The organism is Syntrophobotulus glycolicus DSM 8271, assembly GCF_000190635.1.
In the GTDB taxonomy this organism is placed as follows: Bacteria; Bacillota; Desulfitobacteriia; order Desulfitobacteriales; family Syntrophobotulaceae; genus Syntrophobotulus; species Syntrophobotulus glycolicus.
The window spans coordinates 970,169-982,938 of sequence record NC_015172.1 but is presented as its reverse complement, the minus strand read 5'-3'; the positions used below and the strand labels follow the sequence as shown (position 1 = coordinate 982,938).

The following is a 12,770-nucleotide window of genomic DNA, read 5'->3' as shown; positions in this document are numbered from 1 at the left end:
GCTGAGGAAAGCCTTTTAATTGAAGCGCGTCAGCACCACCGAATAAATATCCTCCAGGAATTTCAGGCCTCCCTCATAGCCGGCATAAGAACTGTTGATGATCAGTCTTTCCGTGAGCGGCCAGGAAACCGACAAATAGTGGGCCGAGGTTTTGCGGGCCAGCTTTTTTTCCCAGGCGCTGCCCACGATCAGGGGATAGCCGTGGTAATCCGTAGCCTCGATTTCCTCGTGGACCTTATAGCCGTCGGTCTCAAAGGAAACCTCGGTCTCAATGCCAAAATTCAGATCCCGGAAATATCCCGCGATAGCCTGGCGGTATTTTTCCGGCGTATCATCCATAATATATTGCTTCTCCGGAAAAAGCCCCAGGTCATTGACCAGAAATTTGGTCAGCGCCAGAGTATACTGGGCGTCGGAGACAATCACGAACCTTTGGGCCATGATTCTGTTCTCCAGAAAGAGATCGGCAAACCGCTCGATAAAGTAGTAATATTTACGTTCCTTTTCTTTCACGACAGCCTCGGTTTTTTCGCGGTCCAGTCCGGCAAAATCACTGACCGCCCTTAAAAATTTGCTGGTTTCAAAAGCGCCCACGGGGAGATTGGGATAATGGAAATAGGGAGTGCCGTACTTTTGCTCCAAGAGCTTGACGCTGTCCAGTCCCTGCCAGGGAGATACCAGAAGATTGAACTGGGCGGAGGGAATTTTGTCGATATTCTTCATGCCGTTGTCATAGCCGAAAATGATGTTGGGCTGCAGACCCAGTTCGGACAAAAGCTGGGCCAGAACCTCCAGGTTGCCGTGCCAGAACGGGTCGTGCAGGGGAATACTGGCGAAAATATTGACCAGACCCGGTTCTTGGGGATAGGCAGAACCGTCTTGTAAATATTGACTGATGATCGCTTCCAGGACCCACTCATAGCCCAGATAATTATTGCCCTTAAAGCCGGCCGTGGAGGCGTAAAGCACCGGTTTTTCGGCATCTCTGAACGAACGGACCACTTCCTCCACGTCATCTCCCACAATTTCAGCCGAACAGCCCGTCAGCACCACAAAAAGCTCGGCATTGATTACCTTAAGAGCATTGGCAATGGTTTCCCGCAGCCTTTCCTCTCCGCCGAAAATGACTTCTTTTTCGCTGATATTGGTACAGGGAAAAATCCGCGGGGCAAAATGCCCGGACGTTCCGGCCCCGCTCGATAAGCGGTCCGAGCAGCCCGGACCGGAATGCAGGATCGGCAGGGCCCCGGAGATGGCTTGGACTGTCTGAATGGCGGATAAAGCGCATTTATAGCGAGTTTGATCAAGTATCCTGGGCATTGGCTTCCACCTCTTCTTTCTTGTATAGCAAGCTGCTGTCCTGCTCATACCACCAGCTGGTGTAGGGCAGCTCGATCCGGGAGGACAGGTTTTTCTCAAAACTGCGGTTGGTAATGGCCGCTAAAATTTTATAGGCAAAATCCAGAGTGCCTTTGTAGCCGTACGTCATGTACTCATCCGCCATAAAAATCGAGGGCGTTCCCTGTTTGATGGCCCAAACCGTGGTTCCCCCGTGTCTGGCCAGATAAAGGTCCGGCTTATAGGTATTCAGGATATTCAAAATCTCAAAATTCTGCTGGTCGGCCACACTGACTTTAAAATTATCAGGCGTGTGCTCCGCCAGGTATTGCACATGGGGCGGCGCTTCCCCGTCGTCGTAGCGGGAATCATAATGCCAGGAGGCGATATAAGCCACTTCCATGTCCAGCTCCTGGATCACCCGGGCCACTTGAAAGGCGAAGCTGGAGCCCATGCCCAGCACGACCCGCAATCCTTTGAGCTTCTTTTTCACCTCTTCCAGCTGGGGGAGGTAAATTTGGCGCTGCTCCTGAATATACGCTTCCACCTCATTTTCCTTGCCGATCACCCGCCCGATTTCCCGCAGCCAGATCTCAAAACCGGCCACGCCCAGAGGATTGATGGTTTTAATATAAGGAACCCCGTATTCCTGCTCCAGCGCGTTGCCCAGATAAGAACTGAGGGTCCCGCAGATGGAGACCGTGGCCAGGGCTTCTGAAATATGGGAAAGCTCCTCCACTGTGGTATTGGAATAGAGGAAAAACGGAGTTACCCCGAAATTGGCGAACATCTCGGTGATTTCCCGGCGGGCCAGTTCATTGAAGTTTTTAAAATTGATGACATTTCTTTTTTCCCGGGGCGGCTTGACAATCCCTCTTAGAATCGCATGATCCGCGGCGTCAAAACCGGTCGCCCACACCTTGGATTTAAAGCCCTCGCAATGCATGGCCACAACCGGTACCGGCAGCTCCCGGTCCAGCTCCTCCACGACAGAATCAACATCCTCGCCGATGATTCCGGATACGCAGGAAGTGGCGACAAAAACAGCGGAGGGCTTATACCGTTCATAGGTCTGCACCACAATATCCCGCAGGCCGTCCACAGCGCCGAAAACCGTATCCGATTCATTCATGTCCGTTCCCAAAATCACTGAATGATACTCCAGGCCCCGTTTGTCGGCCAGCTGGGTGTGCATGGTGACCGAGGCTGACGCGAGCGCCGCGCAGCCTGAAGGGGCATGGATAATCACGGCCACATCGCGGATGTGGGCCAGATAGTGCACCGCACAGCCATTGTCACAGGTGCTGGACTGACTGAAGCAGCGCTCCTGGTCCTTTAAGGTCCCGCACCTGCTCTGGCGGGCCAGATCCTTGATGTCCCCCACATATCCCACGACCGAGCCCAGCCGTTCTTCCCGCGTACCTACGGCGCTTACGTTTAAATTAATCGCCATTCTCATTCCTTCTTTCCTCAAATATAGGGCAGACCGCCCCACAGCCCCCCTCCCGGCTAACCGCGATTGAGGGCCAGCAGTTTACTGTAAATATCCTCGACCAGATTCAGGCCGCCCCGGTATCCCACATAGCTGCGATGCAGAATCAGGCGGTCAATGACCGGCAGGGCCACACTCAGCTGCAGTCCTTTGATGCTGCCGACCAGGTCGATCTCCCAGGAGCTGCCCAGAACCAGGGGCGTTCCCCGTATTCTGGTGGAATTGATGACCTCACTGATCACCCCTCCGTCCTGGGCAAAGGTCACCTCCGTGGAAATGCCGGGACCCAGTTCCTGAAAATAACCCGCCACCGGCTGCCGGTATTCCTCCGGAACGTTCTCGGTAATGAATTGCCGGATCGGGAAATATCCCAGCTCATTGACCAAAAACTTGCTGAACGCCAGGGCGTAGGAAGCATCATTAATATTGATAAACCGTCTGGGCATCTGGAGCTGGAATTCGGTCAGCAGGTCCGCGGAACGCACCAGATAATGATAAAATTCCCGTTCCCTGTAAGCGACAGCGTCAGCGGCGGCTTGGGACCAGGTTCCGGCAAATTCCGCCACCGTCCGCAGAAACTTGGAGGTTTCCGCCCCGCCCACCGGCAAAACCGGATAATGCAGGTAAGGGGTGTCAAATTTCTCCTGCAGCAGTTGGGCGGTTTTCAAGCCCTGGTAGGGAGAAAGCACCAGGTTAAACTCCGCGGAGGGGATCGCCTCCAAAGCTTTCCGGCCCCCGCTGTCAAAACCAAACAAGATATTGGCCTTTAAGCCGATGCCCGCCAGCAGTTCTTTCACCTCATGGAGATCTCCTTCCCAAAAAGGATCATGCCGGGGCACACTGGCCAAAATATTGACCAGCCCCTTTTCCTTGTGGGCGGCCGGCTGCAGGTACTGCCTGATAATGGCCTCCAGCACCAGCTCATGCCCTTTGTAGGAATCCCCTTTGAAACCGGCCGTTTCAGCATGGACGATGGGTATCCCCCGGGCCTGGAAATCGGCCACCACACTGCCGACATCATCGCCGATAATATCGGCGGTGCAGCCGGTTAAAACCACAAAAAAGTCCCCGTCCATGATTTTCAGGGTCCCCTCAATCAGGTCCCGCAGTTTTTCGGTCCCCCCGAAAACCACATCCTTCTCGATCATATTCGTACACGGGGTCGCATCCGCCCCCGCGTAACCGGCTCCCTGGTAACCCCCCGCCAGGGCCATGCCCCGGTGCAGCTTGGAGCCGCAGCCCGGTCCGGCATGCAAGATGGGAATGGCCCGTTCAATGGCCACTACGGTCTGCAGCCCTCCCAGAGCGCAGGTATGGCGCGGTTCCTGGATAATTTCAACATCACTCATTGTTTTCGCACCCTTTTAAGAAAGAATAGGTATTTTGCTCCAGCCACCAGTCCGTATAGGGCAGCTTGCTGTGGCGGGCGATATTGTTGATGAAAGCCGGATTGAAAATGGCGTCATGAATGGTCTGGCCAAAGCGGACCAAGCCGTCATACAGCATTTCGGTCGGTTCATTGCCGGCAAAAATGGACGGAATGCCCAGCTTCGCCGCCCAAACCGTCGACATATGCCTGGAAATGGCAATATCCGGCTGATGCTTATTAATGGCATTGATGACCTCAAACGCTTGCTTATTGCAGACGCCCACCGGAAAGTTCCCATAATGCTCCGTCGCAAAGTTTAAAAAATTGAGCTTTTCATGCCTGTTATCATAAACCTGATCATGGTGCCAGACACAGGTGCCCACGACCTCCATCCCCAAATCCTTCACCAGGGCCAGAATACTGTAAGCCAGGGGTCCCCCCGCGGCGATAAACGCAGTCTTGCCGCTCAGGCGGCCCCGCAGATAGGCCAGGTCTTCGGCAATTTTTTCCCGTTCCGAGCGGATGACCTGTTCCGCCTCCGCTTCCTTATGAAAGATCCGGCCGATCTCCCGCAGAAGTTCATCTGAGGCCCGCAGGCCAAAGGGAGCGGCCGCTTTCACCTCCGGGACTCCGAAGTGCTGCTCCAGCCCGGCGGCCAGATAAGTGCCCAACGTCTGGCAATACTGGACTGTGGCCGCCGCTTCCGAGATGCGCTCCAGCTGTTCGATCGTGGAAAGCGGCACAATGTGATTGGGACGCAGCCCCATCTGCCGGAAAACACTTTCATAGACAAAGCGGTGCTGGAAACTGATCACATTGATCAAATCCGCTTGTTTTTGGCGGGCCGGTTTGACAATCTTGCGTAAAATACTGTGATTGGCCGAGTCGAAACCCGTGGCCCAAATATTGGTCCGGAAGCCTTCACATAAGGTGGCCACCACCGGGATTCCCAATTCCTCTTCCAAATCATCGCAGATGCCCGGAACATCATCGCCGATAATGGCCGAGGCGCAGGTGGTGGTGACAAAAATCGCCCTGGGCTGAAATCTCCGGTAAGCCTCCCGGACGGCCCTGACCAGCTTGGCCTCCCCCCCGAATATGGTATCGTTTTCATCCAGATTGGTATTGATGTATTTCACATTATGCACGGCATAGCCCATGCGCTTATTTCCCGTCCGGAACGTCCCATTGCGGAAAGAAATATCACCGGCGCAGCCTGCCGGCCCATGCTCGACCACCGCCGCGTCCTGAATCTGGGTCAGCAGGTTCATCACCTGGTCCGCCCCGCAGGAACCGCACTGCGTAAAAGAACGTTCCCGATTGCGAAAATCGTCCCTGCTGTTTAAATCGACAGCATCCCCCTCATAACCGGTAATTGTCTTCAACCTCAGTTCTCTCAATTCTACCGCCGGTTCTTTTAAATTAACCGTCATCATTTCCCCCCCGTTTCATCCTGCAGGTACGGAATCATCCGGCTGCAGGCCCCAAATCATACAAAAAGAGGCCATACCATGGTATGACCTCCAGTTTTCTGGGCAATCACTGTCTTCAATTCAAAGAATATTATTCCTGCAGATGATCTGACGGATAACATCATACAATATTTGATTTTCAGCGGTCAAGCGTTTATTTTCAGGCTTTCACTTCCCTGCGCACCTTCAAGGGGATATCGAGCTCCGCCGCTATTTTCCGGCAGGCTGCCAGCCGGTCCGGCGGCAGGCAATCAACAACTGAGAATTGCACATCCTGCACATAGGCTTTGCTTTTGGCCGCGAAATCGAGAATTGCCGGGAAGGCCTCCAACCCAAATACGCTGTGACAGACAGCATCATACTCTTCGGCATTCCCCGCATTGAGGCTGATGGAAAGACCGTCGATCAGCGTCTCGAATTGGGGAGTGACATCCCTGCGGTGGATTTTGCCAGCCAGCCCGTTCGTGTTGATCCTGACATAGATTTTGTTTTTTTCCTTCACCCTTCTGACGATCTCCAGCACTTCCTCAAGCCTTTCCAGGGGCTCGCCGAAGCCGCAGAACACCAGCTGGCGATATTGGCTTAACTCCCTGGCTAAAATCTCCCGGATGACCTCCCCGGCGCTGGGCTCTTGATCCAGCCAGAGATCATGCGCGAAAGCTTCCGGTTTATTCCGGATGCAAAAGCGGCAGGCATTGGGACAGCGGTTGGTCAGATTGACATATAAATTGTCTTCTATTTCATAGGTCATGATCATCGCGGCTGCTCCCCTGATCCTTTCAACTTGATTTTGTCTTCGTGAATTTTCTCCGGAACTGTTTCACCTGAAAATACAAAAAACAACCGAGACAATAACCACTGATCGCGATCAGCGCAACTCCAGCCAGCAAACCGGCCGTGATATAGCCGGCCAAAGGCCATCCAAGGACAAAAAACACCAGGGAAATGCTCAGAAAGAGTACCGCTAACGTATTGTTAAAACGGGTCAGCTCTCTGGCTTCCGTTTCTGCCTGAGCAATCTTTTTTTGCAAAAAAGGTTTTGCCGTTCGGATAAACAAGTTTCCTTTGACCCCGAATACTAACCCGGCAGCTTCAATGAGCCATAGAACCGCAATGATCCAAGGCTGGCCCACAATAGCCGCAAGGATAACCAAAATAACCATTCCGGTCTGATTGGCCCTAAGATAAGGGACAGGGATTTCATTCATCAGTCATCCTCCTCTTCATCTGATCCGATCATTTTCCCTATAATATGATGAAAAAAGCCAATACGTTAGTTCTGCCCCGGGCAGTCGAAAAGGCCATGAACATATTCTCATGGCCTCTAGTCTCCCAGTCAGACAATCATTTCAATTCCTATCGGTTTTCGGGAATCAGGAGGTTTGCCGTTATTATAATCCTTGCCGGCTGATGCTGTCAAGCAGAGATCAACAGGAATTTTACCGCATCTTCAAGACCCCTGATGCGCCGCACTTTCCTTGAACGTTCTTCTCTCTGTTTTCAGCCGGAATGGATAACCGGCGAGGGTTTCCCCAGTCAGACCTTTTTGAAGACCTGCCGCCCCATCTCTATGATCTGGACGCCAAACCGCCCGGTCACATATTGCATATGCAGTCCGTAATCATATGTATTCTTATTTTTTATGGTCCAGATAATTGTGGCCGTAATCTCTTTATACCAGACATCCTTCAGCATCATATCAAACTTCAGCAGCGAACCCACTTCAAATGACTCCAATGCGCTGATGCATAATCCTTCGGGAGCAATATTTTTTACCTTCATTTCCACAGGAGGATCAAAACTCTTTACTTTACCCTCAGAAATTACCTTTGAACACTGAATTGCGGCACAATACTCCATTCGTTCACTTTTTCTTTTTTCATTGGTCATCTTTCTATCCATCAATGTTGTTTTTCATCTCCGATCAATCTTTCATGACCAAATCAATGATCATCAGCAGGAAAACCTTATCCACAAAAACCTTATCACAGTTTACTGTCAACTCTTCTCTGTTTCTGGGCTGTTGGTCCCATCCATCTTTATTACTTTGGTCCTAGCGCTAATCCTATTATATTTTACATAAAAAGTGATTTCAATAAAAAAGAAAAAAACATACCGCCTGAACCGTTTTTGGCCCCCTGGCGAAAGGGGGCCTAACTGAAGAAAGGCCCTCTCCGGTTGGAGAGACCTTTCGTTATATGATCAATCAATTAATCGTGCGCCAGGGATCATATCGATAGTTTTATCGTTCAAAAAGAAGGCGGCGGTCATCCGGAATGAATAGCATGCCGCCATTCGTTTTCTTTGAACCCTGCCAATACCAAGCCGTCACTGATCAGGAGCGGACGCTTCACCAGCATTCCGTCTGTCGCCAGCAGCTTCAGCTGTTCCTCCTCACTCATGGAGGGCAGCTTTTCTTTTAGCTTCAGGGATTTGTACAGCAAGCCGCTCGTATTGAAAAACTTCCGCAGAGGGAGTCCGCTGGCGGCAAACCAGGCTTTCAGCTCCTCAAACGAAGGGTTATCGGTCTTGATGTCCCGGGCCTCATAGGCAATGCCCTGTTCATCAAGCCACTTCCGCGCCTTTTGGCATGTCGTGCATTTCGGATAGCAGATAAATTTCATCTTCCTCCACCTTTCTATTCCTCTCTAACCTATCCCCTGTTTAATCCCCTTGCGGATCAGAGGCTGAAGATAACGATCAGCAGCATTTTAAACGGTTTCACCGCTTGTAAGGCATGGGGGATACCGGCAGGCATGACGATTGTCTGTCCTTTTTTCATCTGATATCTTTCTTCCCCGATTGTGATCTCGGCCTCTCCGTCGAGCAGATAGACCAGCGCATCACCGCCTGAGGAATGGGAGCTGATCTCTTCCCCCTCCGCGAAAGCAAATAAGGTGATGCTCACCGGCTTACCCTGAGCGAGAGTTCTGCTCACTACCTGGCCTTCCTGATACTGAACCAGACCCTCCATCTCCAGAACCTTGGAAAAGTCTATGTTTTTCATCAAATGCTGTGGCATTTTTCCACCCTCCGTTATTTTGATTTCTTCAATCCGCCGGCTGCGGGATGACTTTGTCCATGGGATTATTCCTTTTGCCCAGGCACCCCTGCCTAGTCCTATTATAGCGCAATAGACTGTTTTATCCATCACGATTCAGCATTTCCCGGTTTCCTGTTCTGCGGCCGACCGCCGCCTCTCCCGGAATCGCCCGCTCCGCCCGGAATAAATGCCTGATCTTCGCGTTATACTATAACAATCTTTTCAAATCCTTTCTGATGTCCGCCGGAGGAGAAGCAAGCGATGCGTGTACTTGTTATTGAAGATGATCCGGTCCTGTCCGCTACCATTTGCCGGAGCCTGGGCGGCCTGTTTGTTTACGAGCAGGCCTTTGACGGGGAAGAAGGCCTCTATCTGGCGGAACAGGAAATCTATGATGTCATCGTTCTGGATATCATGATGCCGAAAATGAACGGCTACCAGGTGCTGTCCGCCTTGAGGGAAAAGGGCGTATCGACCCCGGTTCTCCTCCTTACAGCCAAAGACAATATTGATGATAAGGTCAAAGGCTTCAAGCTCGGCGCGGATGATTATCTGGTCAAGCCCTTCTACCGCCAGGAGCTTCTGGCCCGCCTGGAATCCCTGATCCGGCGCTCGGGAGGAGCCTTAAAAGAAAATATCCTCAATTTCAGAGACCTGACCTTAAACCTCAGCAACCGGACCGTGAAAATCCGTGACGAGGAATTGACCCTGGCCGGCCGGCAGTTTGACATCCTGGAGTTTCTGATCCGCAATCACAACAGCATCGTGACCAAGAAACAAATCTTTGACCGGATCTGGGGTTTTGATTCCGACACCACCATCACCGTTGTCGATGTCTATACCAGCAACATCCGGAAAGCGCTGCAGAAAAAAGGCTATGACAAATATCTGAAAACAGTCCGGGGCGTCGGTTACATGATAACCGGCAATGGTGGCGGCGATGAATGAAGACCGGATTATCCGCAGACAGCAGCTGATCAATATGCGCTACAATCTGATCGCCTTTCTCCTGATTTTTACCGCCTTTGGCCTGATCGTTTTCAATCAGGCCCGCAGTACTCTGTATGCCAAGCTGGACAGTGAGCTGACAGTCTCCCGCAAGCTGATGGAAAGCTGGGCTGCCGGGGACCGCGATTTCGAGCGGCAGCCGGAGGCCGGGGACAGTTTTGAGCCCAGCCGTTTCGCCGATCTAAGAAACCCGAGAGTGATTCCCCTGATGAGAAACGCTGCGGGGACGATCACCCATTTCGGCAGTGTCAACAGCGCCTATTACGAACAATACCTGCAGTACCTCCCTTTTGATCCGAACAGCCTGAACAGCATCACAACAGTGAGAATCAAAGACCAGTATGTTTTCCGCAGCCTGATGATTGCGCTGCCGGCAGCGGACAGCGGGCAGACCTACCTGCAGCTCGTGATCAATGCCGACGGGGAAACCGCTCTGCTGCAGCAGATGTCTCTGCTCATTGTTCTCTCGATTCTCCTGTTCTCGGCCCTGTCCATCTTAGCCAGCTATATCCTGTCCCAAAAAACCATGCTGCCGGTGAAAACGGCCTGGAAAAAGCAGGTTGAATTCGTGGAAAACGTCTCCCATGAGCTTCGGACTCCTTTGAGCATTGTCCAGAACTCCGTGGAATTGTTGCTGACCACGCCTGAGCACAAAATTATTCAGCATGCCGATACCCTGGCCCTGGTCCTGAATGAAACCGGACGGCTGTCCAAGATGGTCGCCGATATGCTGACCATCACCCGCTCCGGCGGTACGATCACGGAGTTAAGCAAGGAGCTTTTTTCCCTTGACCTGCTGGTCAGAACTGTCAGCGAGCCCTATCTTGAGCTGGCGGCAAACCAGGAAAAGCAGTTTCAGCTCGAGCTGAACTGCCCGGCAAATCTCTGCGCCGATAAAAGCAGAATCCACCAATTGCTGCACATCCTCTTCGACAATGCCCTGAAATACACCGGCCCCCGGGACCGTGTGACGGTGCGGACAGAATTCAGCGAGAATAAAGTTTATCTGAAGGTGGCCGACACCGGAATCGGCATGAGCGATGAAGCCAGAGAAAAGGTCTTTGACCGTTTTTACCGGGAAGACCGGGCCCGCAGGCAGAACCGGAACGGCACAGGCCTGGGCCTGTCCATTGCCCGCTGGATCGTGGAAGCGCATCACGGCAGCATTCGCCTTGAGCCGAACAAGCCCAAGGGGACAACCGTGGTCGTCAGATTGCCGAAATAACCCCAATACCAAAATATACCGGGCTTTTTTATGGTTTTTTTAAGGTTGGTTTTAAGCTAATTTAAGGTTGACTGCTTATCATTGTTCCTGTCAATACCGCCGAACAGCGGATGAAAGGAGCAATTTTTTCATGAGTCCAAAAAAGAAAAGGAAAACTAAGCTGTTGGTTTCTTTAGGTGTTGCCGCAGCCGTTCTGGCCTTTGCGATTGTCATTCCGTACTATGTCAAGGCCCAGAACAGGGACGGGCAAAATCTGACCGCAAGTGAAACCAGGACCGCCACGGTAGGCACCCAGGATATTCGCAAAGTCGTTTCCGGCTCCGGCCAGATCTTAAGCGGGGACGAGGAAACACTGACCGCGGACCAAGACAAAACGGTCGATGAGGTCCTGGTCACGGAAGGACAAGCGGTAGAAGAGGGTCAGGCCCTGCTGTCCTACACCGACGGCACGGAGCTGGTTTCCCCCTGCAAAGGCGTGGCCGGCACCGTGAATCTTACGGACAGCGGCAGCGCCTCCAAAACAGCGGATAGTGCCGCCGCTAATACCATCTCCGTCCAGAGTACGGAAAAGCTTGTCACCCAGCTCTCTGTCGATGAAAGCGACCTCCAGAATCTGAACGTCGGCCAGGAAGCGGAGATCACCGTCAATGCCCTGCCCGACGCCAAGCACAGCGGGAAAGTGTCGGCCATCAGCGAAACCGGCACCTACAGCAACGGAAGCTCAACCTTTACCGTTACCCTGACTCTGGATGAAACCGCCGAAATCAAGATCGGGATGTCCGCCGATGTGGAAATCGTCGTCGCCAGTGTCAGCGACGCTGTCGCGGTTCCGATTGAAGCGGTCAGCGGCAGCGGGGACAATGCTGTGGTCACGGTCGTTAAGGACGGTGCGGCCTCTCCTGTTTCCGTCGAGCTCGGCCTGGCTAACGATGCCTATGTGCAAATTACAAGCGGTCTTTCCGCCGGTGACATCATCCAGTACACCGTTCAAACCGGCTCTGCGGAAAATTCCGGCCGGTCGGGCGGCTTCGGCGGCGGTATGGGCGGCATGCAGGGCGGGGCCATGCAAGGACCGGGCGGCAATATGCCGGACCAGAGCCCGAATGGCAGCAGCCGGCAAAACGCTGACTAAAGGAGCGTAAATCATGATTGATCTCACACATTTATCAAAATCCTATCTCATGGGCGACAGCGAAGTGAAGGCTTTGGACGATATCAGCTTCCAGGCCGCCGCCGGTGAATTCGTGGCCATCCTGGGCCCCTCCGGCTCGGGAAAGTCTACCCTCATGAATATCCTCGGCTGCCTGGACATGCCGGACAGCGGCCAGTATTTTCTCGACGGTATCGATATCAACCATTCCACCGACAACGAACTGGCCCAAATCAGAAACCACAAGATCGGTTTTATTTTTCAGAATTTTAATCTCCTGTCCAAGCTCAACGCTTTGGAAAATGTCGAAGTCCCCCTGATGTACAAAGGGGCTTCGGCCAGGGAATCCAAAGAGCTGGCCTCTTACTATCTGGAGAGGGTTGGTTTAAAGGACAGAGAAAAGCACACACCCAAGGAGCTTTCCGGGGGACAGCAGCAGCGGATCGCCATTGCCCGCGCTCTGGCCTGCCGGCCCCAGATCATCCTCGCCGACGAGCCCACCGGGGCTCTCGATCAGAAAACAGGCCGGGAAATCATGGAGATCCTGCGGGAGCTCAACGATCTCGGCCAGACCATCATCCTGATTACACACGACACACAGATCTCCCGCCAGGCCGACCGTGCGGTCAATATCGTTGACGGGCGGATTTTTCCGGAACTGAGGTGAGTACGG

General features: G+C 52.8%; 13 protein-coding genes. 4 read left to right on the top strand and 9 right to left on the bottom strand.

What is annotated here, in order from left to right; translation table 11 throughout:
* Nucleotides 1-15: 15 nt before the first annotated feature.
* From SGLY_RS05040 to SGLY_RS05000, 9 genes are all read right to left on the bottom strand, one after another.
* Entirely contained in the window at nt 16-1,320 is a 1,305-nt protein-coding gene (locus SGLY_RS05040) for a nitrogenase component 1 (protein ID WP_013624208.1), read from the bottom strand.
* Nucleotides 1,304-2,791, bottom strand: coding sequence for a nitrogenase component 1 (locus SGLY_RS05035; protein ID WP_013624207.1), 1,488 nt, complete (start codon nt 2,789-2,791; stop codon nt 1,304-1,306). Before SGLY_RS05035 ends, SGLY_RS05040 begins: the two co-directional genes overlap by 17 nt.
* A gap of 56 nt (nt 2,792-2,847) precedes the next feature.
* On the bottom strand, nt 2,848-4,179 hold the full coding sequence (locus SGLY_RS05030) for a nitrogenase component 1 (RefSeq protein WP_013624206.1): 1,332 nt from the start codon (nt 4,177-4,179) through the stop codon (nt 2,848-2,850).
* Nucleotides 4,172-5,632: a nitrogenase component 1 gene (locus tag SGLY_RS05025; RefSeq protein ID WP_013624205.1), complete on the bottom strand. Its 1,461-nt coding sequence runs from the start codon at nt 5,630-5,632 to the stop codon at nt 4,172-4,174. The genes SGLY_RS05030 and SGLY_RS05025 overlap by 8 nt, the downstream gene beginning before the upstream one ends.
* Nucleotides 5,633-5,831: 199 nt before the next feature.
* On the bottom strand, nt 5,832-6,428 hold the full coding sequence (locus tag SGLY_RS05020; RefSeq protein ID WP_013624204.1) for a TatD family nuclease-associated radical SAM protein: 597 nt from the start codon (nt 6,426-6,428) through the stop codon (nt 5,832-5,834).
* A gap of 22 nt (nt 6,429-6,450) precedes the next feature.
* The gene (locus tag SGLY_RS05015) at nt 6,451-6,879 is read right to left on the bottom strand and encodes a DUF4395 domain-containing protein (RefSeq protein WP_013624203.1); all 429 of its coding nucleotides are present in this window, start codon (nt 6,877-6,879) and stop codon (nt 6,451-6,453) included.
* A gap of 328 nt (nt 6,880-7,207) precedes the next feature.
* The gene (locus SGLY_RS05010) at nt 7,208-7,573 is read right to left on the bottom strand and encodes a PilZ domain-containing protein (protein ID WP_041444652.1); all 366 of its coding nucleotides are present in this window, start codon (nt 7,571-7,573) and stop codon (nt 7,208-7,210) included.
* Between the two features lie 365 nt (nt 7,574-7,938).
* Nucleotides 7,939-8,295: an arsenate reductase family protein gene (locus SGLY_RS05005; RefSeq protein ID WP_013624201.1), complete on the bottom strand. Its 357-nt coding sequence runs from the start codon at nt 8,293-8,295 to the stop codon at nt 7,939-7,941.
* 56 nt (nt 8,296-8,351) lie between these two features.
* Nucleotides 8,352-8,693 (bottom strand): cupin domain-containing protein, encoded by a 342-nt coding sequence (locus SGLY_RS05000; protein WP_013624200.1) that lies wholly within the window; start codon nt 8,691-8,693, stop codon nt 8,352-8,354.
* A gap of 282 nt (nt 8,694-8,975) precedes the next feature.
* Here SGLY_RS05000 and SGLY_RS04995 point away from each other — a divergent pair, with 282 nt between their 5' ends.
* The 4 genes from SGLY_RS04995 to SGLY_RS04980 all read left to right on the top strand — a co-directional run bounded on the left by SGLY_RS04995 (nt 8,976) and on the right by SGLY_RS04980 (nt 12,764).
* Complete coding sequence (locus SGLY_RS04995; RefSeq protein ID WP_013624199.1) at nt 8,976-9,662, top strand: response regulator transcription factor; 687 nt, start codon at nt 8,976-8,978, stop codon at nt 9,660-9,662.
* Nucleotides 9,655-10,947, top strand: coding sequence for a sensor histidine kinase (locus SGLY_RS04990; protein WP_013624198.1), 1,293 nt, complete (start codon nt 9,655-9,657; stop codon nt 10,945-10,947). Before SGLY_RS04995 ends, SGLY_RS04990 begins: the two co-directional genes overlap by 8 nt.
* Before the next feature lie 130 nt (nt 10,948-11,077).
* Nucleotides 11,078-12,079, top strand: coding sequence for a permuted SH3 domain-containing protein (locus SGLY_RS04985; protein ID WP_013624197.1), 1,002 nt, complete (start codon nt 11,078-11,080; stop codon nt 12,077-12,079).
* Between the two features lie 13 nt (nt 12,080-12,092).
* Nucleotides 12,093-12,764, top strand: a complete 672-nt coding sequence (locus tag SGLY_RS04980) for an ABC transporter ATP-binding protein (RefSeq protein ID WP_013624196.1) — start codon at nt 12,093-12,095, stop codon at nt 12,762-12,764.
* The last annotated feature ends 6 nt before the right edge of the window (nt 12,765-12,770 follow it).